Genomic DNA, 21,835 nt, shown 5'->3' on the forward strand with positions numbered 1-21,835 from the left:
GCTGCCCCCGTAATCGGACAAATTCTACCGCATTGATGGTGCTAATTCTTGGTCGATTGTGCCGCCACCTTGTCGAGCACCCGTTGATAGGCAGCTTCTACCTGGCCTAAATCTTGCCGAAAACGATCTTTGTCGAGCACCCGCTGGGCTTCGTCGTCGGTGGATTGATCCCACAGGCGACAGGTGTCGGGGCTAATTTCGTCCCCCAGCAGAATCTGCCCCTGGGCATCGAGGCCAAACTCTAGCTTGAAGTCGACTAGGGTAATGGCACAGCCCTGGAAGAAATCCGTTAACACTTGATTGATGCTGAGGGCAAGACGGCGCAGGGTGGCAATCTGTTCCTCGGTGGCGATCGCCATGGCGCGAATGCGATCGCCCGTCAGCAGCGGGTCGCCCAGGTCGTCGTTTTTATAGTAGAACTCCACCAGGGGTGGCTCTAGGCGCTGGCCCAGGGGCAGGCCAGTCTGTTTGCACAGGCTGCCCGCCGCCAGATTTCGCACCACCACCTCTAGGGGAATGATGGTGAGGGCCTTGACCTGCATAGTGCGATCGCCCGTGGTTTCGAGCCAGTGGGTGGCAATGCCCGCCGCCTCTAGCTGCCTAAATAAATAGGTGGAGATGGCGCAGTTGATCGGCCCCTTGTCGACAATTTGGCCCCGCTTTTGGGCATTAAAGGCGGTGGCATCGTCTTTAAAGTAGGTGACTAGCACCGCCGGGTCGTCGGTGGCATAAATGATTTTGGCCTTGCCTTCGTAGAGTTTTTCGCCGAAGGGGGCGTTGGGGGAAGGGCCAGACATGGTCGGAGGCAGAAATAGAGACACCTAATAGTACCGTTCGAGGCTGCTTCCGCAATGCCCCCACCGTGACACCCTGCTTCAGTGGCCCAGTTAAGGCGCTCAGCTCAGGGTTTGTGCCCTAGGCACCCAATGGTTCGCCGTCGCGCTGTAACCTTGCTGTAACCTGATTAAGTAACTGTAACCATCGCGCAACGCCCCATGGCCACCATTAACGACAACTACTTGAAGCTCAAGGCGGGCTACCTGTTTCCTGAAATTGCTCGCCGGGTTGCCGCCTTTGCCGAGGCCCATCCCGACGCACCGATTATCAAGTTGGGCATTGGCGATGTGACCGAGCCTCTGCCCGAGGCCTGCCGCACCGCCATGGTCAAGGCCGTGGAAGACATGGGCGATCGCGACCATTTCAAAGGCTACGGCCCCGAGCAGGGCTACCTGTGGCTGCGCGAAAAAATTGCTCAGCACGATTTTCAAAGCCGGGGCTGCGACATTGACGCCAGCGAGATCTTTATCTCCGACGGCTCTAAGTGCGACTGCGGCAACATCTTAGATATCTTTGGCGATAACAACACCATCGCCGTGACCGACCCGGTCTACCCCGTCTACGTAGACACCAACGTGATGGCAGGCCACACCGGCCCCGCTAATGACAATGGCGAGTACGGCGGCCTCACCTACCTGCCGATCAGCGCTGAGAATGCTTTCACCGCCAGCATCCCCAACGACAAAGTAGACCTGATCTACCTCTGCTTCCCCAACAACCCCACCGGGGCGGTGGCCACTAAAGAGCACCTGCAGGCCTGGGTCAACTACGCCCGCGCTCACGGCTCGATCATTCTGTTCGACGCCGCCTACGAAGCCTTCATCACCGACCCCACCATTCCCCACTCGATCTACGAGATCGAAGGAGCGCGGGACTGTGCGATCGAGTTTCGCTCCTTTTCTAAAAATGCGGGCTTTACCGGCACCCGCTGCGCCCTCACTGTAGTGCCCAAAACCCTGATGGGCAAGGCTGCCGACGGCAGCCTTGTCGCTCTCCACGGCCTGTGGAACCGTCGCCAGTCCACCAAGTTCAACGGCGTGTCGTATATTGTGCAGCGAGGAGCCGAGGCGGTCTATTCGCCCGAGGGCCAGGCCCAGACCAAAGCGCTGATCGACTTTTACATGGAGAACGCCCGCATTATTCGCGAGCAGCTCACCGCCGCTGGCATTGCCGTCTACGGCGGCGTCAACGCCCCCTACGTCTGGGTCAAAACCCCCAACGACCTCAGCAGCTGGGACTTTTTTGACAAGCTGCTGCACAACTGCCACGTGGTCGGCACCCCCGGCTCGGGCTTTGGCGCAGCGGGCGAAGGCTACTTCCGCATTTCGGCCTTTAACAGCCGCGACAACGTCAACGAAGCCATGCGCCGCGTCACCGAAAAATTCCGGGTGTAGATAGAGAGGTGCTTATTTAAGTGAGAAACTCCGCCATGGAGTTGATCCCCCCAATCTCTCGCTGTAGTAACTACATCATGTACCCCCCTTAGTAAGGGGGGCAGGGGGGATCCTCTAGAGCACTTCAATTGCTTAGGACATTCCTTAGGTAGAAAACTCTCACATCGGCCAAACAACCGTTTGCCCCTACCCGATGTCCTGAGATCCTTTGCGATCCGCAGGATTACATTAAGCCCAACTGTAGGGTGGGCACTGCCCACCAACTAGCCTTTTTTACCCAATCAAACCTCTTTATAGAGCACTGCTAAGGAAAACCCCCATGCTCACCATCGCGCTGCCCAAGGGCGGCATGTTAAAAGACAGCATTCGCCTGCTGCAAGCCGTTGGCCTCGACTTTAGCCTGTTTCAAGACAGCGCCAACCGCCAGCTGCAAATCACCGACCCCACGGGCCAGGCCAAAGGACTGCTGGTGCGCGCCCAGGATGTGCCCGTGTACGTAGAGTACGGTCAGGCCCAGCTGGGTATGGTCGGCTACGACGTGCTGCGCGAGAAAAAGCCTGCCGTAGCCCACCTGGCCGACCTGGGCTTTGGTGGCTGCCGGTTATCGGTGGCCGTTAAGACCACCAGCCCCTACCGCTCGGCGCTGGATCTGCCCGCCCACAGCCGGGTGGCCTCTAAATACGTCAACTGCGCCCGCGACTACTTCCAAAGTCTGGATCTGCCGGTGGAAATTGTGCCGCTCTACGGCTCGGTGGAGTTAGGGCCGATTACCGGCATGTCGGAGGCGATCGTTGACCTGGTGTCTACCGGCAAAACCCTAAAGGAAAACAACCTGATGGAGCTGGAAGTGCTCTACCACAGCACCGCCCGACTGATTGCCCACCCGCTGAGCTATCGGGTTAACCCCTACGGCCTAAAAGATTTAATCGATCGCCTGCGTGAGCAAGCCGAAGCCGTAGCGGTGTAGATCGCGCGATCAAATCGGTCGCCGGTAGCATGTAGCCTGGCCCAAACTTTGGCACCATAGGGATAGCAGTACGATTTGTGTATCGATCGCCTCGGCATTCAGCAGACGCGCTAGCGTTTAAGGCGTTCGAATTTACAGAGTTGAGCTGGCGCAAACGCCGCCAGCCATGCAGCTCAGTCCCTGTAGGGACGTCTGTAGTCTGCTTGGCTATGCTGCCCTGAGATTGGCATTGCATCTTGACCCCTATCGAGATTAGTCAAGCCTGCCGCTGAAGAGCGCCAAGACGTCTTGCCGCCCTAGAGCATCGGTACAGAATGGCTAAAACCCTGGTGACTGTGTTGCTGTTCTAACGGCATAACCTGCATTCTGGCCCAGAAATGGGGCCTTTGTACCGGCGTTTTAGCGATCGCTAAAGACGTTCTAGCTGTGGCACAACTTTGGGTCCAGTCAGTCACGGGCGAACCCATCGCGGCTGACGACTGCTAACCCCCGGCGAAATTTGGAGGTCCCGTTTGACTTCACCCCAGGCAAAGCCAGAGCTAAACTTTTGGCAACTTTGGAATATGAACATTGGCTTCTTTGGCATTCAGTTTGGCTGGGGGCTGCAAATGGCCAATACCAGCGCCATCTTTGAGCACCTGGGGGCCGACGCCGATCAAATTCCAATTTTGTGGTTAGCGGCTCCCCTCACCGGCCTAATCGTCCAACCGATCATCGGCAATCTCAGCGACAACACCTGGGGGCTGTTAGGTCGTCGTCGTCCTTACTTTTTGATTGGAGCCATCTTCGGCTCTCTGGCGCTGCTGCTGCTGCCCAACGCCGGCAGTTTGTGGATGGCGGTTGGCTTGCTGTGGATTTTGGATACGGCGGCCAATATCAGCATGGAGCCGTTTCGGGCCTTTGTGAGTGACCTACTTTCCCCGAGGCAGCGTACTCAGGGCTTTGCTATGCAGAGCCTGTTTATTGGCTTGGGGGCGGTGCTGGCCTCTGCCCTGCCGTGGCTGTTGTCGAATATCTTTCAGGTGCAGGCCAGTACAGCTAACGACGTGCCCTTAGCCGTCAAAATTTCGTTTTACACAGGAGCCACCTTCTTTCTGGGCACCGTGCTGTGGACTGTGTTCACCACCGCAGAACGCCCCCCCCGCGACATGGAGGTGTTTCGAGAGCAGCAGGAACGGCGGCTGGGCATTGGTGCCACGGGTCGAGAAATTGTCACTGCCTTGCGGCAAATGCCCGCCACCATGCGGCAGTTGGCCTGGGTGCAGGCCTTTAGCTGGCTGGGGATGTACTGCGTCTTTTTGTATTTTCCGACGGCGGTGGCCCACAACTTGTTTGGCGCGGCTGATGAGGCTTCGGCTCTCTACAGCCAGGGAATTGAGTGGGCAGGTATCTGCATTGCGGCCTACAACGCAGTTTGTTTTGGGGTGTCGTTTTTGCTGCCCCGCCTGGCGGCGGCGACCAGTCGCCCCGTTGCCCACGCGCTCTGTCTTACCTGTGGCGGCCTCGGCCTGATTTCGCTCTGGTTTGTGCCATCGCCCCGTTGGCTGCTGCTGCCGATGGTTGGGTTAGGGGTGGCCTGGTCTAGCATCTTATCGTTGCCCTACGCCATGCTGGCTGGGGCTTTGCCTGCTCGCAGGGGAGGTATTTATATGGGCATTTTCAATATGTTTATTGTGTTGCCCGAGATCATGATCTCCTTGGGGTTGGGGTGGCTAATGGCCCATGTGCTCGACAACAACCGTTTGTTGGCGGTGGCTTTAGGCGGTGTTTGCCTGTTGATTGCGGTGCCCCTAACGCTGCGGGTGAAAGAAGCCACTCCGCAACCTGCGGTTCAAGCGACAATTCAACCTGCGCTTGAATCCGAGGTGGTTTCGCAATAGGTCTGTTAGCGGCGATCGCAGATTTCGCAAGTCGGTTTACCCTCGATGATTCATGATCGGGGCCAGACGGGCCAGAGGCCGATCTCACAAGCAGGTGTCCCCTCGGGTTCTGAGAATCCAAAAGAACTCTTGTGGGATAGCCGTCCCGCTGTTATAGCTGTGGCCAGCCTGGTTAAGATATCTCCCTTAAGAACGTTTGAACGTTCAAACGTTCTTAAGGGCTTCTGGATGTTCTAACCTAGGTGATCATGGCTATAACTCTCTAGCGACCAAGGGCACTGCGATCCGTTAGCGATCTAGAGCGATCGCACCTCTTCTAGCACCTTGGCCTGCTGTCGCTCAGCGCTGAGCGGCTTGTAGGTGAGGAGCGACACCGCCACAAAGGCCACCAGCCCCAGCAGCGGGCTAATCAGTGTGGGGAAGCCGTCAAAATCGGCGGTAAACAGGCCGTTGGGGAAGTACAGCAGCGTGTTATCGACCCCAAACATAGTTGGCATCAGCGCAAACATCAGCAGGCGCGACAGCGACCCCACCGCAATACAGGCCAGCGCCCCCTGCCGGGTTGCCTTAGCCCAAAACAGGCCACCTAGCAGCGGCACCACCAGTCCGGCAAAGCTCATGTCAAAGGCCAGCAGCAGCAGCACTCCGGTTTGGGGCACCCGCAGGCCCAGCACTACCCCCAGCACCGTGATGACTACGGCCATCAGGCGGGTGATCAGCAGCAGGCGATCGCCCCCTGCCCCATGGGCCGTGGCATGGCGAATGCCCAGCACATTGTGGGCCAGCACCGACGAGGTGCCCAAAATTGCGCCGTCGGCGGTAGACAGTGAGGCCGACAAAATCGCCGCTAGCACCAATAGCCCCAGCAGGGGCGGCACCACCCCTTTTAGCAGGGCAAACAGCACTGGCCCCTCGGGCACAATGCCCGCCTGAGAGAGAATACCCCCAGCCCCCAGGGCAATGATTGAGAACGGGATGCCAATAATTAACGTGCCAGCCGAGGCAATAAAGCAGGCCCGCTGGGCCGTTTCTGGGCTTTCGGCAGCAAAGATGCGGGCCATAAAGTCGATCGCCACCATGTTGCCAAAGCCCAGGGCAATGATGCTGGCCCAGTTGATCGCTGCCCCAGAACTCACGGCGGTGAGTTGATCCATCGCGGCTGGTCCCATGCCGGGGTCAATGGTAATGCCAAAGTTGGCCACGACGTAAACAAGCAAGGCCCAGGCTCCCACCAGGGCAATCATCACCTGAATAAAGTCGGTGTAGGCGACGGCAAACAACCCACCCGAGACGGTGTAGGCCAGCACCAGCACCGCCAGCAGCGTAATGCCGCCGGTATAGCTGGTACCCAAAAAGTCTTGGAACATATAGCCCCCAGCCACCAGATTGCCCGCCAGCAAAAACGAAAAACTGACGCACATAATGCAGGCAGCGACCAGTTCTACGGTGCGGCCATACTTAACCCGGTAAAAGTCGGGGATGGTAATGAGCCCCATGCGGTTCATGGGCTTGGCCAAAATTAGGCCGGTCAAAAAGAGACAGAGAGACAGCCCAAGGGGTAGCGCTGCCCCCGCCCAAAAGCCAAACTCTGAAGCGAGATCGGTGTTGCCCAGAGTGGCGTTAGAGTCGACCGACTGCGCCATGAGCGTGGCAGCGGCCAGGGGCAGCGCCAGCCCTCGCCCTGCCACCAAAAAGTTGACGCTATCGCCCTTAATTTGTTGAGAGGCCCACACCCCAATGCCCAGCGTGCCGAGCAAAAAAGCAATGATGCCGTAGGAAAACACACTATGTTCCATACCGTTAGGCTCCTGACCTAGATTCGTGGCTATCGAGCGGCAGATACTAGAAAACCCAGGAGTAATATGCCAATTCCTATAGAACTGGACTATTTCTCCCGGGCTTTTATCCCTCCGTGAACCAGGCCACAATTGCCGCCCGGCTGCACCTCTCGGACCAGTCACCTAGCCAGCTCAAGACCTTAAAAAATCTTGGCTACTAAGTCGGAACCCTAGGTGCTTTACTCTCAAGTTTGAAAAGCAATCCAGACTTCGATTTTTGAGTGGACTTAGTCTACAAAGCTCAAAAACAAAGAATTTTATGCATGAACGAATTAACTAGTTTCTATCAACTAGCCATGGGCTGCCGAAGTATCTATCACTACGGTTGAGTTGGCTTTATGTCATCGTTTCATTACCTTGATTGCCGAAGTTAGGAGTTGGCAAGGCGATCGCATGGCTACCTCTACCATCCATCGACCGATAGGATATAAAACGTTGCATTGGGCTATTGCCATGTTCATCAACTACATCACCCTCATGCTGATCAATATGGCAGCGGGGCTGGTGCTGCTGGCCGACTTTGTCTATCGCGGGCTAGATGGAGCCAACCAAAAACGCTGGATACCGGGCTTTGGCCTGGTAGGAGCGATCGCCCTGGTCACTGGGCTGCCCATGATCTGGACCTGGCCTGTAATTGGCAGCTTTAATATTTCCTTTGGCGAAACCACCGTGTTGTTTGGCGGGCTCTATGTGGCGGCGGCGATCGCGATCGCCCAGGGCTGGGATTTGCTCTCGCTGGCGGTCTATGCCTTTTTCGCAGGGCTGACTTCCATTGTCATTGGCCTGCGGATTGTCAATTTAGGGCAAACCCTACAGCCCCTGGTCGCGGGGCTAGGCTTTGGGTTGACGGGCTTGGGTGGGGTGCTAGCGGCCCCTACTCTGACCTATCTTCGCTACAACAAGAGCTGGCGTACAGCGGGGGCGGTGGTGCTACTGCTGGCCGCGCTAGTGTGGGCGATCATTGGTTATCGCGCCTACTGGGGGCACCTGGAGAGCTTCGGTGATTGGCAGCCGCCAGTGATGCGCGTCGATCCCTAGCTCATCGGCTGGCTTGGCCTGGGGTCGAGCCAGCCAATTTGTTAAAGAAAACAAGAAAGTCTAAGAACTCGATCTTGACTCTGCCGAGTGTCTGCTAAACTAACGAAGAACTACTCTTTGGAAGCGTGGCTGAGTGGTCGAAAGCGCCTCCCTGCTAAGGAGGTAGGGGAGTAAACCTTCCCTCGTGGGTTCAAATCCCACCGCTTCCGTATTTTGGAGCAAATAGGCTATGGCTGGGGTAAGTGTTTACTCCCAGCTTTTGCCGTATCTATCGGCGTTAGTGGTAGGCATTGCCCACCTACGGTGACTACAGTCGTCGGATACAGCAGGGAGCTGATTTTTTATAAATCTCCTTAGACATTTAGAGGCCGTAGAGGCCGGACAATAGAATTTTTGCGATACAGGTGTACTTTAAGTTCGTCTGTACTGTAGGCTGAGGTTAGGTGGTGCTCCTGTACCCATGATTCCTAAGCACATCAGGCTCAAAAATTTTCTCAGCTATCGCGACGGCAGCCTTGACTTTGGTGGGCTGCACGTGGTTTGTGTGGCTGGGCCTAATGGGGCCGGTAAGTCGTCGCTGTTAGAGGCGATCGCCTGGGCGCTCTGGGGGCAAAGCCGCGTCGCTGCCGATGACGACATTATTCACCAGGGCGAGCTAGAGGCTCGGGTGGTGTTTCAGTTTCAGCAGGGAGATCACACCTACCGGGTGATTCGCAGTCGCCACCGCATTCAGGGCACCAGTCTTGAATTCCAGGTGTATACCGAAGAGGGCTGGCGGGTGCTGACCCAGCGGGGGGTGCGGGCTACCCAGGCCTTAATCTGTCGTCACCTCAAGCTCGACTACGACACCTTTATTAATTCGGCGTACCTGCGCCAGGGTGGGGCCGACGACTTCATGCTGAAGCGGCCCAGCGATCGCAAGCAAATTTTGGCCGATCTGCTCAAGCTGCACCACTACGACGAGTTGGCCGACCGCGCCAAAGACCAGGCCCGCCAGGCCAAGGCCGAAGCGGCTCTGCGCCAAAGCCAGCTTGACGACCTGGCTACCGCCCTGGCCGACTACGAGCCGACGTTGCTGCGCCAGGTTCAGCTTCAGCACGAGCTAGCCAGCCTAGATGCGCAGCAGCAGCAGGGCCGCGATCGCCTTCAGCAGCTACGCACCCTAGAGCAGCGCTATCAAAGCCAGCAGCAGCAGCTTCAGATGCAGCAGCAGCAGCAGTACCATCTCACGACCCTGCTACACCAAACTGAGGCCACCCTAGCCACCTTGACCGCTGAGCAGCACCAGCAAGAGCAATTGCTGGCCCAGGCCCCTGCGATCGAAGCAGGGCTAGAGCAACTGGCTGCCCTTGAGACCGAAGATACTCAGCTCAACCAGCAGTTTCAGCGCTACCAGGCCTTGCAGTCTCAGCGCCAGACCCTAGAGACCACCTGGCAAGCCCAGGCTGACCACACCCGTACCCGCCTTGGCCCAGCCCAGATGCAGCTAGTGGCCGTGCAAGCTCAACTGGCTGACCTCGAAGCCTTGCTCAGCCAAGGCGAGACAGTCAAGGCTGCCCGTCAGCAGTTTTTGGCCGCCAAGGCTCAGCTCAAACACCTCGATGCCCTCCAGCTTCAGGCTGAGCCCCTCCAGCAACGCCGTCGGCAGCTAGAGGCGGGCTTGCAGCAGGCCCAAACCCGGCTTCAAACCCGCTTAGAAGAACTCACCGCCACGGCCCAACAGCTCCAGCAGCAGCAGGGCGATCGCCCCCAGCTCGTCGCCACTGTCCAAGAAGTCTCGACCACTCTGAGTCATCTGGAGCAGCGCCGCGCTTACCAGGAGAAGGTGCGCGAAAAGGGACTAGAGCGCCGCAGCTTTATGCAGGTCTTGCAGGCCAACCAGCGCCGCTGTGAAATTGAGATTGCCCAGATTGCTCAAAAGCTAGGGTTCTTGACCCAGCCCGAGGCCGTCTGTCCGCTGTGCGATCGCCCTCTGTCCGCCCATCACCGCACCTTGGTTGAGGGTCGTCACCGCCAAGAACAGCAGGCGCTGCAAGAAGAAATCTGGGTGATTCGGGAGCAGCTTGCTGTCTCCGAGCGCGAAATTCAGGTGCTGCGCCAGGAATACCGGGCAGTGGAGGCTGAGCTAGAGGCCTACGCCCCAGTGCTGCAAAAGCAGGGGCAGCTGACGGCTCAGATGGCCTCCCACGTGACGGTGCAAGAGCAGCTGCAAGCCCTAGAGGCTGAACAACAGCGTCTGGGGCAATGCCTAGCCGACCACCAGTATGCCTTTGACCTGCGTACCGAACTCGACCACATCGACCAAACCCTAGCTCAGCTCGCCTACGACGATCGCAACCACGCCCTGGTGCGCGGCCAAGTCGATCGCCTGCGCTGGGCCGAGATTAAACACCACGACCTGGCCCAGGGGCGACGGCGGCACCAGCGGCTAACCCGACAGCGACAGCAGCTAGAGGCCGAAGTTGCTCAGCTAGAGACCGATCTCGCTCAGTTGCAAGATAGCCCTGACGGGCAGACTCTAGCCGCCGTGCAAGCCGACCTGGCGCAGCTTGACTACACCGTAGACCGCCACCAGGCGGTGCGCCAGGCGCTACAGCAGGCCCAGACCTGGCGACAGCGCCACCACGATCTAGAGCAGGCCCGCCTGCACCAACCCCAGCAACTCGCCCAAATTGAAGCGCTACAGGCTCAGCAACAACAGCAGCGGCGATCGCTCGACCAGCTCAACGACGCAATTCAGACCCTAGTCGAGGGGCTGGGCTCTTTGGCCTACGATTCGGCTGCCCTAGAGCAGGTTGAGGCCGAGCTTGTGGCCCGCCAGCACCAGCGCGATGACCTTTTGGCTCAGCTCGGTGCCCTGGGTCAAGCCCGCCAGCACCTCGAAGTGCTCCGGCAGGGGTTAGCCGAAAAGCAGCAAGCCTTAGCCGCAGTGCGACAGCGGCAGCGGGTGTATCAAGAACTCGCCCATGCCTTTGGCCGCAACGGCATTCAGGCGCTGATGATTGAAAACCTGTTGCCCCAGCTCGAGGCCGAAACTAACCATTTGCTGGGTCGGCTCAGCGCCCACCAGCTCCATGTGCAGTTTGTCACCCAGCGCGCCACGAAGCGCGGCCAGGGGGTGATCGACACCCTAGATATTTTGATCGCCGACGCCCGAGGCACTCGGCCCTACGAAACCTATTCTGGCGGGGAAGCGTTTCGGGTCAACTTTGCGCTGCGGTTGGCCCTGGCTCGGCTGCTGGCCCAGCGATCGGGCCTGGCGTTGCAACTGCTGATTATCGACGAAGGCTTTGGCACTCAAGACCAGCAGGGGTGCGATCGCCTGATTGCCGCCATCAATGCGATCGCTGCCGACTTTGCCTGCATCCTCACCGTTACCCACATTCCCCACTTTCGGGCCGCCTTTCAAACCCGCATTGATGTCACCAAAACCGCCCAGGGATCGCAGCTGTCGCTCTCAGCTTAACCCTTGCCCAATGTTCCCTAGCCTAAGTGAGACATCCTCAGTTTTTTTATTAACATTCTTTTTAGATTTTAAGAATTTCTTTCTCGGCGACCCCAAAAATATGTCTCATGGAATGCAATACGAACCTGTCAACCGCTTTAATCTATTGGAATACAGCCCCTTGCAACTCAAGCCGACTGAGTATTAATAACCATTCACGATCGCCTTCATAAATGTTACAGTTATTTACATAAAAGATTAACAACACTTCACCCATGAACATTTTTGAAATTCTTGTAGAAGTTGGTGCCACCCTCGTCGTGGCCGGTTGGCTGCTCAAACGCCGTTCTGAAGAAGCTTCCCTAGAGGCTGAGCCGATTCCAGTGCCCGTGCGTTCTCACCGTTAGTTGACTGAGCCTCCATGCTGTTTAACGCCAAGGGTCGCAGAGTGCCCTACAGGGTTTAGTGCAGAGCATTAGACCAATGTCATTCACTGGGCCTGGTTTCTGGGTAGCCGCATATCCTGATCATTCCCCGTCGCTGTTTCCTAGGTTGCCGATTTATGAGAGCTGTGCAAAATTCTACGGATCTGGTTCGCACCTACCTGAAGGAAATCGGTAGGGTACCTTTGCTCACCCACGAAGAAGAGATCGTGCTGGGCAAACAAGTGCAGAAGTTGTCGGCCCTAGAAGCTAAGCGCAAAGAAATTGAAGAGGCTTCGGGCGATAGCCCCACCCTAGAGCAGTGGGCTGCTGCGGTAGATCTGCCTACCACTGAGGTGGCCACCATCGTGCGCCAGGGCAATTTAGCCAAGCGCAAAATGGTTGAGGCTAACCTTCGTCTGGTGGTGTCGGTGGCCAAAAAATATATCAAGCGCAATGTCGACCTGTTAGATCTGATTCAGGAAGGCACGATTGGCATGCAGCGGGGCGTCGAAAAGTTTGACCCCACCAAGGGCTACCGCTTTTCTACCTACGCCTACTGGTGGATTCGTCAGGCCATTACTCGTGCCATTGCTGAGAAAAGCCGCACGATTCGCTTACCCATTCACATTACTGAAAAGCTCAATAAGCTGAAGAAGGCCCAGCGTACCCTGTCTCAGCGCTATGGGCGGGCGGCGACGGTGGCCGAGTTGGCCCTTGAGTGCGACCTGACGGTGAAGCAGGTGCGCGACTATCTCGAAAAGTCGCGGCAGCCGTTGTCTCTCGACTTGAAGGTTGGGGATAACCAAGACACGGAGCTGGGTGAGCTGCTTGAAGATGACGGCCCCTCGCCAGAAGATTTTGCGGCCCAGGTGTCTCTGCGCCAAGACCTAGATCGATTGATGGGCGACTTGACCCCCCAGCAGCGGGAGGTGCTCTCTCTACGGTTTGGGCTGTCTGATGGTAAAACGATGACTCTGGCGAAGATTGGCGATATGCTCTCGATTAGCCGGGAGCGGGTGCGCCAGATTGAGCGAGAGGCGCTTACCAAGCTGCGTAAGCGCCAGTCTGATATTCGCGAATATCTGGCTAGCTAGGGCTGTTTATTTCTAGAACTATAGGCTACAAACCCCCGGTTTCTTGATTAGAAGCCGGGGGTTTTGTTTCTAGGCCGTCGAGTGCGCACTGTGCGGTCTGCGATCAGTACTAGAGCAGTCCCGATCGCATAGGCCAAAATATCTTTCCAGTCAAAGGTGGTGCCGAGGATGGTGGAGAGGACCGGGTTGTCTTGCAGCCCAAGGCGATCGACAAACCTGAGGTATTGAAGACCTTCAATGAAACAGGCGAAGGCAAAGACAAACAGAGCCGTTGTGGTACGGCGAAGGGGCCAAAAGGCTTTGATCATGCAGTAGATGAGGGGAATAACTAACACATCGCCGACTAGAGGGCGGATGATGCGATCGTCTAGAAAAATCGCTATTAAGGTTTCAATGAGAAACAAAGAAATCGCTAGATAGGAATACTTAACATTAAATTTGATCACGGATTTATAGGCGCTGGGAATAGAGAAGCTGCTTTCACAACTTGAACATTGCTCTTGCTCAAATGCCCTCCACTACCAGCACAACTTGGCTGTTGCGGTTTTTGATGGATAAGTCCTATCCAATATCGGGGTTAACAGCTATGATGGCTCACTTTGGAGGTTGACAACTCCATTATATTTCGAGGCGTTCAGGCCATAACATCAGAGGAATATCTGTACCCAGCCAGCATAAGTGTTGTCGAACGGTGTGGAGGGTAATGGCTTGGGGGAGGAGCGAGCGATCAGAGAGCTAGGGATGAAAAGCCTTGATGGAAGAGATCAGGTTGTTGATTACAATGCTAGTATTCTTGCTCTAAATGGGATGCTGGCTATGCAGCGGAATACAATCCTGCAAACTTTAAAGCAACATCAAACGGTGTTAAAGGATTTAGGTGTGCGATCGCTAGCCTTATTTGGGTCGGTCGCACGGGATGAAGCTACACCCAGCAGTGATATCGACATCGTGGTCAAGTTTGAACCGCCTATCACCTTCGATCGCTATATGGATGTTAAATTTTATCTAGAAGACCACCTAGGCAAAAAGGTCGATCTGGTTAGCTGGAAGTCACTAAAGCCTCAGCTACGAGAGATGGTAGAAGAAGAGGCAGTCTATGTCTCGTGATCTACGCATTTGGGATGTTGTACGAAATAAGACGCCTCATCTTTTGGAAGCAGTTAGCCAATTGTTAGAAAGCCTGTCCTGAAAACATTTAATAGCTCAACTTCTGTGCCTTCGGGTAGCTCGAAAGCAGCTTGGGGATAAATACACCGCTGAGTGACTGACAGAAATTTGCTCTGTAGGTTGGATTGGGGTCACGGAATCCAACGCCAGCAATATTTTCGTTGGGTTATGCTATTGCTAACCCGGATCTACGGCTGGGAAGACTCATTCATAAGTAAGCCATTGTATTGTGTCGGGATATTTCTCATGCAGAGACTTAAAGACCTCTGCAACATATGAGTTAGGATTACTTACATGAATAATAAGCGTGTCGATTGCTCTCGTCAACGGAATCATTAGCCATTTTTTAGCATAATCCATGCCAGCCTTATCCTCATCGAAGAAAAGCCCACTCCTCGCTCTGTCAGAGATTACTGGTTTCGTTCGCTTATGGTCAAAAAACTCATCCAAGGCAAAACAAACTACCAGCCATCCTTCAAGGCCACGACATGATTCATATTGCACTATTCGAAATTGCTCTAAGCTAGTTGGGTATTCACCTCGCAAATCTTGCTTTACGGCATCCCACACACTTCTCCCCCAATTGCGATATGTCTTAGCAACAATCGATTCTCGCCCATCCTTGGTCTTGTTTACCCAGCTCGGCGGAACACAAAAAAGCATGTCTACAGGCTTATTCCCATCATTGTTTGCGGTTAAAAATATTCGTTGATGAAACTGCTGTGAAAGGCCGTTTCCCACGACGACGTAGACCTTCCCCCCATAAGATTCAGGTAGAGGTTCAAGATCCCAGCCTTCAAGCTGAATCTCTTCTGAAACCCTTTGGACGACCTGGCAGAGTGCTGCTTTTAGCCTCATGCTCTTTCGAAGAGTGATTACTTGAGACTGCCCTTTGGATAGTCCTTCCCGCCAGTCAATTTTCTCAACTCCGCGAACAAACTGATCAACTCCGTCTGCAATAACAATATTGCTTGATTCATATAATTGATAAAGAATGTCTCGCTCTGATTGAGGCCAATCTTGCGATTCATCAATCAGCAAGAGATCCCATGTCAGTTCTCTACTTCTCAAAGCTCTAGCCCTATTAAGGTCGTCACGAGAGATCACGTTTTGACGTAAAAGCTCAATCGCTTCGTTTTTGTATTGCTCATATTTTTCAAGAAAATCAGAGCATTTATTATTTATAATCCCCAGTGCGATTAACCACTCATACATAAAAGAGTGAATCGTTTTTACTGCCATACCAGGTTCACCGACAGCATTACGAACTCCACGAATAGATAGCAATCTAGTTATATCAGCAACCAATGCTTTATTGTATGTTAGAAGTATAACCCTCAAGCCATACTCGTCATAAGCTTGGTTTGCTATTTGAATTAAACGTACGGTTTTACCGGTACCTCCTCTGCCACGAATGATTAGCATCTGCTCACCAAGTTTCTTGGCATACTTTTGCTGATCTCGGCTCAATACACTTTTAGTAATAGCTTCAATTCGTCTTCTGTCAATCTTTGATGCTTCCAATCGCAACGAGAAAACTGACATTATTTGATTCATCCATAATCTAGAAGAAAATGTTTCAATTCTTTGCCTCGATTCTCCATTTAAAAGCGCAATTTTATCTAATAGCATTAGCCAGTTAGTATCAGCACCAATGATATTGCTATCTCTTTTAGGAAGGTGGCTGGAAGAAACATTAGTTAGCCAAATTATATTTGTAATCCACGGCGCTTTGCCTGTTCTTGAATTTTTCTCAATGTACCTCTTTGTCGAGTACTTTTGCGCCTCACTTTGCGATGTTACATCGTGATCCTTGTTATTGTATTTGACATAACAAGTATTTCCCTCAAACCAAACAGAGTCAAAAGCATGACTTTTCACTTCTAACGTTACACAGAAAGAATGAATTGTTTTGCCATTCGAAGTCTGAATGAGATGGCCATTGTGGCGATAGTCTGCAAAAAATAAGAGTAGGTCTACATCCTGAACTTTTTGGCCAAAGCACTGCACATTCGAAAATATTTCTAAAATTATCTCCTGTGATTCGTTGATTTCTGGCAATGCATTTGAGGCTGCTTGGGCTAAGACAAGAGCTGCTTTGTATTCATCTGTATTCGATTTAATTCCATGCAAAATAAGCATCTTAACTCTACTAAATTAATGATAAAACTTTTAAGGTTAACTTGGATTAATTTATAGTACTTGTGAGTTAGTCCTAGGCTAAAACCTTTTCCTGCTAATCAACTCAGATCGTTTTCATGCCAACAAGGTAGGGTGATTTAACTTACGAGCGGCATAGACCAGCAATGCCTTGATATCGTCCAGCTCTAAATCAGGCAAGTCTTCTAAAATTTCCTCGGCGCTTAGCCCTGCCGCAAAAAGGTTTAGCATATCCGAAACTCGAATTTTCATGCCTCGGAGGCAGGGGCGACCACCACACTACTTAGGGTTGATCGTAATTCGCTTAAGTAGGCCTGACATTATTGAAGGTTACTTTAACTTCGAAAACTCTGCAAGAATCTGTTGTAGCAGTTCTCATTCGGATGAGGTACAAGTCAGTTGCCCAAGTCCATAAACTGCAAAGCTTCTCTTTGTTGAGGTGTACCTCATGCGTTCAGGAACCGCTATAAAAAGTTCAGTCATATGTTTAGGCGCTTAAGCTCAGTGACTTTACCTTCTCTATAGCCCGGTTGATGTCTGGCAAAGAGCGGCCAAGTTTTTCAGCCGTTTCCATCCATAGCTGTTTTACAGTTTCTAGCTCATCTAATGTTTCAGCCAGTGTTTCTCCTTGAGCCAAGCAACCCTTGAGGGCCGGAACCTCGGCCACATAACCGCCCTCATCACAGGGGTAAATTACGATCGGGTAGTTTGAAGCAATCATAGACTCTTCTCCTTCGTATGAATTAGTCGTTGGCCTGATCTATCAGCTCAAGCACTCGTTTTACATAAACTGTCTTAACTTTATTGCTGTGAACTGGAATCACCAATATGAGTTTACCTTTTATGAAAATATGATGACTTCCTGTAACGCGATCAAGCTTAAAGTCTTCATATTCAAGCAGCTTACGGATATCTGAAAACCTCACATTGTTGGGGTTATTATTCAAACGTTCACGCAGCTTTTCTCGTTTTGTCATAGGCTCTTCTAATTTGGAGAATTCACATAGTTGCACTCTAGCCGTGCTTCTGCGACAATGCTACTGCGGGGAATGACTCTGGGCGGGGAAGAGAGGAGCTGCGAACTCCTCAAATCCCCTAAGTCATCCCAACTTAGGCTAGGTAAGCTGGCGATAACCTGGATTCATTCTAGGATCTAGCGTCTTTTTTACCTTCACATTGGGACAAAGCTAGACCATTCCTCGTTTTCCTTACCGAAAACGGAGATACCCGTAATGTTTAACCCAACCGCCGGGGAGCCCAACCTCCCCACCAGCTTTCGGCTGCCCACCTACCAGCCCGACAAGCTCTGCCACATTCTGCTCGGCGACTACGCCGCCCTGGTCGAAGCCATCAACCGCATGGAAGTGCTTCGCTATTGCGACAGAGTCGGCTGGATCGATCCCATCCCCACCGGGCGCAGCGGCGAGTACATCAGCGTCATGACCCGCCGCATTACGCCACCAGAGATCTAGCCCATCCCCTCTAAGGAGGGGTGCCCGTAGGGCGGGGTGGGTTAATCCAGGCCGCAGGCAATTTCCCTACCGCCAAAGCGCCCGCAGACCCAACCCTGCCCCTCCGAGGAGGGGATTTTGATGTGCCATCCCCTCCTCGGAGGGGTGCCCAGAGGGCGGGGTGGGTCTGCTTCACAGTTGCGATCGCCCTCGGTAGCCCAATTGACCAAATCGGGGAGATCCCGCATTCTAGAGTGGTTCTAGCTAGATCTGCCCCATCTCTGAGGAGTCCCCATGAGCTATCGCATGGATCGCCGTGCCTACGCCGAAACCTTTGGCCCGACGGTGGGCGATCGCATTCGCCTAGCCGACACCGAGCTAATTATTGAAGTCGAGCAAGACTTCACCACCTATGGGGACGAGGTCAAATTTGGCGGCGGCAAAGTCATCCGCGACGGCATGGGTCAGTCGCCGATCGGGCGCGAGGCGGGCGCGGTAGACCTGGTGATCACCAACGCTCTGATTCTCGACTGGTGGGGCATTGTCAAAGCCGACATTGGCATCAAAGATGGCAGAATTGCCAAGATTGGCAAAGCGGGCAACCCCTACATTCAAGACAATGTCGACATCATCATTGGCCCCGGCACCGAGGTAGTGGCTGGGGAAGGCATGATCGTCACCGCCGGGGGCATTGACACCCACATTCACTTCATTTGCCCCCAGCAGATCGACACGGCGATCGCCTCCGGCATTACCACCATGATTGGCGGCGGCACCGGCCCGGCCACCGGCACCAACGCCACCACTTGCACTCCCGGCGCTTGGTACATGGCCCGAATGCTGCAATCTGCCGAGGCTTTCCCCATGAATCTCGGGTTCCTCGGCAAGGGCAACAGCGCCCAGCCAGAAGCCCTGGTGGAGCAGATCAGAGCTGGAGCCATCGGCCTCAAACTCCACGAAGACTGGGGCACCACCCCCGCCACCATCGACACCTGCCTGGGCGTCGCCGACGAGTACGACGTGCAGGTCGCCATCCACACCGACACCCTCAACGAGGCGGGCTTTGTCGAAGACACGATCGCCGCCTTTAAAAACCGGGTAATTCACACCTACCACACCGAAGGGGCCGGGGGCGGCCACGCGCCCGACATTATTAAGGTGTGCGGCGAGGCCAATGTGCTGCCGTCTTCGACGAACCCCACCCGCCCCTACACCCGCAACACCCTCGACGAACACCTCGACATGCTGATGGTCTGCCACCACCTCAGCCCCAGCATTCCCGAAGACATTGCCTTTGCCGAGTCGCGCATTCGCCGCGAAACCATCGCCGCCGAAGACATTCTCCACGACCTGGGGGCCTTCAGCATGATCGCTAGCGATTCCCAGGCCATGGGCCGAGTGGGCGAAGTGGTGATTCGCACCTGGCAGACCGCCCACAAGATGAAGGTGCAGCGGGGGCCACTGGCCGAAGACAGCGATCGCAACGACAACCACCGGGCCAAGCGCTACGTGGCCAAGTACACCATCAACCCTGCCATTACCCACGGTATTGCCGACCATGTCGGCTCGATCGAGGCGGGTAAGCTGGCGGATATTTGTCTCTGGAAGCCCGCCTTCTTTGGGGTGAAGCCCGAAATTGTGATCAAAGGCGGCGCGATCGCCTGGGCGCAGATGGGCGACCCCAACGCCAGCATTCCGACGCCGCAGCCGGTGCACATGCGGCCCATGTTTGGTAGTTATGGAGGTGCGATCGCCGCCACATCTCTCAGCTTTATCTCTAAAGCGGCGATGGAGTTAGGAATTCCAGCTCAGATTGGTCTCACCAAAGCCACCGCCGCCGTTGCCCACTGCCGCGATTTGAGTAAGGCCGACATGAAGCTTAACGACTACCAACCCCATATGGAAGTCAACTCAGAAACCTACGAAGTGCGGGCCGATGGCGAACTGCTCACCTGTGAACCCGCTGAGGTGTTACCTATGGCCCAGCGGTATTTTCTGTTTTAACGGGGCATTTCTGGTCAGCAATTGTCTTCTCAGTCAAACGTCAACTCTCGAAACGGTAAAAGTTTCGTGGCTATCATAAAGTTGTTGAAATCGTCATTAACCAATGGCAGATTTGCAACTGACCCCATTAGAATAGAGTAAAGCGGAGACGAAAGTTTCCGTTCACTCCTCACACCACACTCCGCCCAGGCCTTTGGTCTGGGCGGTTTCTTATGGGGGCTAAGGTTAAAAAACCTCCCTCATTGTGCCAATACTGGCTAGTTTATGTAAGTTAACGGTCAGATGTTGCCCGACCCCTTAAATAGCCGGGGGGTGGCTATGGTAAGATTGCGTGTGGTTAACAACGGCAAGGAACACTAGGCATGGCAGCCGCTCAGGTAACAGACTCTACATTCAAGCAAGAAGTTCTCGAAAGCACCGTCCCCGTTTTGGTTGACTTTTGGGCCCCCTGGTGTGGGCCTTGCCGCATGGTGGCTCCGGTGGTCGAAGAAATTGCTGAGCAGTACGACGGCCAGATAAAAGTTGTTAAAGTTAACACTGACGAAAATCCCAGCATTGCCAGCCAGTACGGCATTCGCAGCATTCCCACCCTAATGATCTTCAAAGAAGGGCAGCGGGTTGATATGGTCGTGGGTGCAGTGCCCAAAACCACCCTTGCCAACACCCTCGAAAAGTATCTCTAGCTCCATTAGAGGCAGAGATTGGTCTCCATCCTGCCGTCGAAAGGGTCTAGGCTGAGCCGACAGAGCAGAGTTTCTTAAGGAGATTTCTAGAAAAGAAGCTCCCCGCTGTATTTGGCGACTGTAGCCACCGTAGGGTGGGCACTGCCCACCCTTAGGGAGAAAGTTTTCCAGAAGTCGCCTAACGGCAGGCCTTTTGCTGAGCTATTCCTAAACGCTGGTTTGCCCGTCTGAGCGCAAACCGTTTGAGCCTAAACAGAGTGACTTGGATCAATAGTTGAATGACCCTCTGGCGAGTCGATAGTCTCTCACCAGAGGGTTTTTGCACGGCAAGGGCCAAAAATGTCGCTAGAATAGGGTGCTACCTCTAAGGACTCTCCAGCGTATGGTTGCGCTCCCCTCAAATTTACCCTCTAGCGTTCAGGCTGATTTGGCCACGGTGCTTGAGCAACTGCCCCATATGGAGCACGGCAAGCTGATTCGTCAGGTGCTAGAGACGATTTTGCGCATGATGGGGCGAGAGGCTGACCGGCTCGACTGGAAAATATTGAACCATGCCTTGCTCGATATGGAGCAGGGTTTTCAGGTGTTTTATCCCTATCGCCACACCCGCAAAATCACCATCTTCGGTTCGGCTCGTACAGGCGCAATCAGCCCCGACTATAAGTTGGCCGAGCAGTTCGCCAAGCAGATCACTGAGTTGGGCTTTATGGTGATGACCGGTGCCGGGGGCGGCATTATGGAGGCGGGCAATGCTGGGGCTGGCCCCGAGCACTCCTTTGGTCTAAACATTCAGTTGCCTTTTGAGCAGGGGGCTAACCCCGTGATGGAAGGCGACCCCAAACTGATTAACTTCAAGTATTTCTTTACCCGCAAGCTGTTTTTCCTGCGGGAGAGCGATGCCTTGGTCTTGTTTCCGGGCGGGTTTGGCACTCAGGATGAAGCCTTTGAGTCGCTGACGCTGATTCAAACCGGCAAGGCCGACCCGATGCCAATTGTGATGATCGATCATCCCGATGGCTCCTACTGGCAGGGTTGGGATAGCTATATGCGCACTCATCTACTGAGCCGGGGGTTGATTAGCCCCGATGACCCTAGCCTTTACACCATTACCGATAATGTCGATGATGCCTGCCACATTATCAGCAGCTTCTATCGGGTTTATCACTCTTGCCGCTATACCGACGATCGCTTGATCCTGCGGCTCAAGTGCGATATCTCTGATGCCGCCATCGCCTTGCTTAACGATGAGTTTAGCGACATCTTAGCCAAGGGCCAGATCGAAAAATCTGCCGCCCTGCCCGAAGAATACAAAGACGAAACCATCTCCCTGCCGCGCCTGGTGATGCACTTTAATAACCGTGATTTTGGCAAGCTGCATCAGCTGATCTGGCGGCTTAATGACCTGGGTGACCACCGCCCCGAAGCTCAACACCCTGAGAAGAAATAGGCGAG

At 54.3% G+C, this 21,835-nt stretch carries 18 protein-coding genes, 1 tRNA gene, 1 pseudogene and 1 riboswitch; of the genes and pseudogenes, 13 read left to right on the forward strand and 7 right to left on the reverse strand.

Annotated elements, in window-relative coordinates; all coding sequences use genetic code 11:
• Nucleotides 1–41: 41 nt before the first annotated feature.
• On the reverse strand, nt 42–797 hold the full coding sequence (purC, locus tag RRF56_RS20160) for a phosphoribosylaminoimidazolesuccinocarboxamide synthase (protein WP_317034948.1): 756 nt from the start codon (nt 795–797) through the stop codon (nt 42–44).
• Between the two features lie 198 nt (nt 798–995).
• Between purC and RRF56_RS20165 the strand changes: the two genes are divergently transcribed.
• From RRF56_RS20165 to RRF56_RS20175, 3 genes are all read left to right on the forward strand, one after another.
• On the forward strand, nt 996–2,231 hold the full coding sequence (locus RRF56_RS20165; protein ID WP_317034949.1) for an LL-diaminopimelate aminotransferase: 1,236 nt from the start codon (nt 996–998) through the stop codon (nt 2,229–2,231).
• Between the two features lie 319 nt (nt 2,232–2,550).
• A complete protein-coding gene (gene hisG / locus RRF56_RS20170; RefSeq protein ID WP_317034950.1) occupies nt 2,551–3,198 on the forward strand; it encodes an ATP phosphoribosyltransferase in 648 nt (215 codons plus the stop codon).
• Between the two features lie 563 nt (nt 3,199–3,761).
• A complete protein-coding gene (locus tag RRF56_RS20175) occupies nt 3,762–5,078 on the forward strand; it encodes an MFS transporter (RefSeq protein ID WP_410510650.1) in 1,317 nt (438 codons plus the stop codon).
• Between the two features lie 296 nt (nt 5,079–5,374).
• On the opposite strand, the gene RRF56_RS20180 is transcribed toward RRF56_RS20175, so the two are convergent.
• The gene (locus RRF56_RS20180) at nt 5,375–6,874 is read right to left on the reverse strand and encodes a sodium:solute symporter family protein (protein ID WP_317034952.1); all 1,500 of its coding nucleotides are present in this window, start codon (nt 6,872–6,874) and stop codon (nt 5,375–5,377) included.
• Nucleotides 6,875–6,967: 93 nt separating this feature from the next.
• Nucleotides 6,968–7,101, reverse strand: a riboswitch (guanidine-I (ykkC/yxkD leader).
• A gap of 268 nt (nt 7,102–7,369) precedes the next feature.
• On the opposite strand from RRF56_RS20180, the gene RRF56_RS20185 reads away from it, so the two are divergent.
• The 5 genes from RRF56_RS20185 to RRF56_RS20205 all read left to right on the forward strand — a co-directional run bounded on the left by RRF56_RS20185 (nt 7,370) and on the right by RRF56_RS20205 (nt 12,918).
• Nucleotides 7,370–7,954, forward strand: a complete 585-nt coding sequence (locus RRF56_RS20185) for a DUF981 domain-containing protein (protein WP_317034953.1) — start codon at nt 7,370–7,372, stop codon at nt 7,952–7,954.
• 119 nt (nt 7,955–8,073) lie between these two features.
• Nucleotides 8,074–8,163: transfer RNA gene (locus tag RRF56_RS20190), tRNA-Ser, on the forward strand.
• A gap of 251 nt (nt 8,164–8,414) precedes the next feature.
• On the forward strand, nt 8,415–11,420 hold the full coding sequence (locus RRF56_RS20195) for an SMC family ATPase (protein WP_317034954.1): 3,006 nt from the start codon (nt 8,415–8,417) through the stop codon (nt 11,418–11,420).
• 254 nt (nt 11,421–11,674) lie between these two features.
• Nucleotides 11,675–11,806, forward strand: a complete 132-nt coding sequence (locus RRF56_RS20200; RefSeq protein WP_317034955.1) for a hypothetical protein — start codon at nt 11,675–11,677, stop codon at nt 11,804–11,806.
• A 155-nt stretch (nt 11,807–11,961) separates the two neighbouring features.
• On the forward strand, nt 11,962–12,918 hold the full coding sequence (locus tag RRF56_RS20205) for an RNA polymerase sigma factor, RpoD/SigA family (protein ID WP_317034956.1): 957 nt from the start codon (nt 11,962–11,964) through the stop codon (nt 12,916–12,918).
• A gap of 47 nt (nt 12,919–12,965) precedes the next feature.
• On the opposite strand, the gene RRF56_RS20210 is transcribed toward RRF56_RS20205, so the two are convergent.
• The gene (locus RRF56_RS20210; RefSeq protein ID WP_317034957.1) at nt 12,966–13,322 is read right to left on the reverse strand and encodes a DUF2809 domain-containing protein; all 357 of its coding nucleotides are present in this window, start codon (nt 13,320–13,322) and stop codon (nt 12,966–12,968) included.
• 412 nt (nt 13,323–13,734) lie between these two features.
• On the opposite strand from RRF56_RS20210, the gene RRF56_RS20215 reads away from it, so the two are divergent.
• Nucleotides 13,735–14,025 carry a nucleotidyltransferase family protein gene (locus RRF56_RS20215; protein ID WP_410510651.1) on the forward strand — a complete coding sequence of 97 codons (291 nt, stop codon included), beginning with the start codon at nt 13,735–13,737 and terminating at the stop codon, nt 14,023–14,025.
• 264 nt (nt 14,026–14,289) lie between these two features.
• Here the strand turns inward: RRF56_RS20215 and RRF56_RS20220 are convergent, their stop codons facing one another.
• From RRF56_RS20220 to RRF56_RS20235, 4 genes and pseudogenes are all read right to left on the reverse strand, one after another.
• Nucleotides 14,290–16,227, reverse strand: coding sequence for an AAA family ATPase (locus RRF56_RS20220; protein ID WP_317034959.1), 1,938 nt, complete (start codon nt 16,225–16,227; stop codon nt 14,290–14,292).
• 114 nt (nt 16,228–16,341) lie between these two features.
• Nucleotides 16,342–16,566 (reverse strand): annotated as a pseudogene (locus RRF56_RS20225) (DUF433 domain-containing protein).
• Between the two features lie 166 nt (nt 16,567–16,732).
• Complete coding sequence (locus RRF56_RS20230) at nt 16,733–16,966, reverse strand: type II toxin-antitoxin system HicB family antitoxin (RefSeq protein ID WP_317034960.1); 234 nt, start codon at nt 16,964–16,966, stop codon at nt 16,733–16,735.
• 22 nt (nt 16,967–16,988) lie between these two features.
• Nucleotides 16,989–17,222 (reverse strand): type II toxin-antitoxin system HicA family toxin, encoded by a 234-nt coding sequence (locus RRF56_RS20235; protein ID WP_317034961.1) that lies wholly within the window; start codon nt 17,220–17,222, stop codon nt 16,989–16,991.
• Nucleotides 17,223–17,477: 255 nt separating this feature from the next.
• Between RRF56_RS20235 and RRF56_RS20240 the strand changes: the two genes are divergently transcribed.
• From RRF56_RS20240 to RRF56_RS20255, 4 genes are all read left to right on the forward strand, one after another.
• Nucleotides 17,478–17,717: a hypothetical protein gene (locus RRF56_RS20240; protein WP_317034962.1), complete on the forward strand. Its 240-nt coding sequence runs from the start codon at nt 17,478–17,480 to the stop codon at nt 17,715–17,717.
• 273 nt (nt 17,718–17,990) lie between these two features.
• Complete coding sequence (gene ureC / locus RRF56_RS20245; RefSeq protein WP_317034963.1) at nt 17,991–19,700, forward strand: urease subunit alpha; 1,710 nt, start codon at nt 17,991–17,993, stop codon at nt 19,698–19,700.
• Nucleotides 19,701–20,062: 362 nt separating this feature from the next.
• Nucleotides 20,063–20,383 (forward strand): thioredoxin, encoded by a 321-nt coding sequence (gene trxA / locus RRF56_RS20250; RefSeq protein WP_317034964.1) that lies wholly within the window; start codon nt 20,063–20,065, stop codon nt 20,381–20,383.
• Between the two features lie 382 nt (nt 20,384–20,765).
• Nucleotides 20,766–21,830, forward strand: coding sequence for an LOG family protein (locus tag RRF56_RS20255; RefSeq protein ID WP_317034965.1), 1,065 nt, complete (start codon nt 20,766–20,768; stop codon nt 21,828–21,830).
• Nucleotides 21,831–21,835 lie beyond the last annotated feature (5 nt).

The sequence above is a fragment of the Nodosilinea sp. E11 genome (assembly GCF_032813545.1).
In the GTDB taxonomy this organism is placed as follows: domain Bacteria; phylum Cyanobacteriota; class Cyanobacteriia; order Phormidesmidales; family Phormidesmidaceae; genus Nodosilinea.